Here is a 269-nt window from a genome sequence, read left to right on the forward strand (position 1 = left end):
GACCGGTCCACCGAACCCCAACCGATCCACCGCCTCCCCACTCACGCCCGGGGCACCCGGTCGGATGAGGGTGACGTGCGGGAGCACCCCACCGGACATCGGACGCCTCGACTGCGCCAGATAGGTGCGCAGCACCAGCCCGATCGCCTCCGCCCGGCGGACATCGATCGGGCGGGGGTCCGGGGACCCGTCCGGTAGCGGGACCGGCCGGCACAACGGATCCAACGCCGCACACAGCTCTTCCCCGGTCGTCACGTCCAGATCGAGGG

General features: G+C 72.1%; 1 pseudogene. It reads right to left on the minus strand.

What is annotated here, in order from left to right:
• A pseudogene (locus G154_RS00275) lies at positions 1 to 269 on the minus strand (DUF222 domain-containing protein); the annotation flags it as partial.

Source organism: Mycobacterium sp. VKM Ac-1816D (assembly GCF_000416385.1).
Lineage (GTDB): Bacteria > Actinomycetota > Actinomycetes > Mycobacteriales > Mycobacteriaceae > Mycobacterium > Mycobacterium neoaurum_A.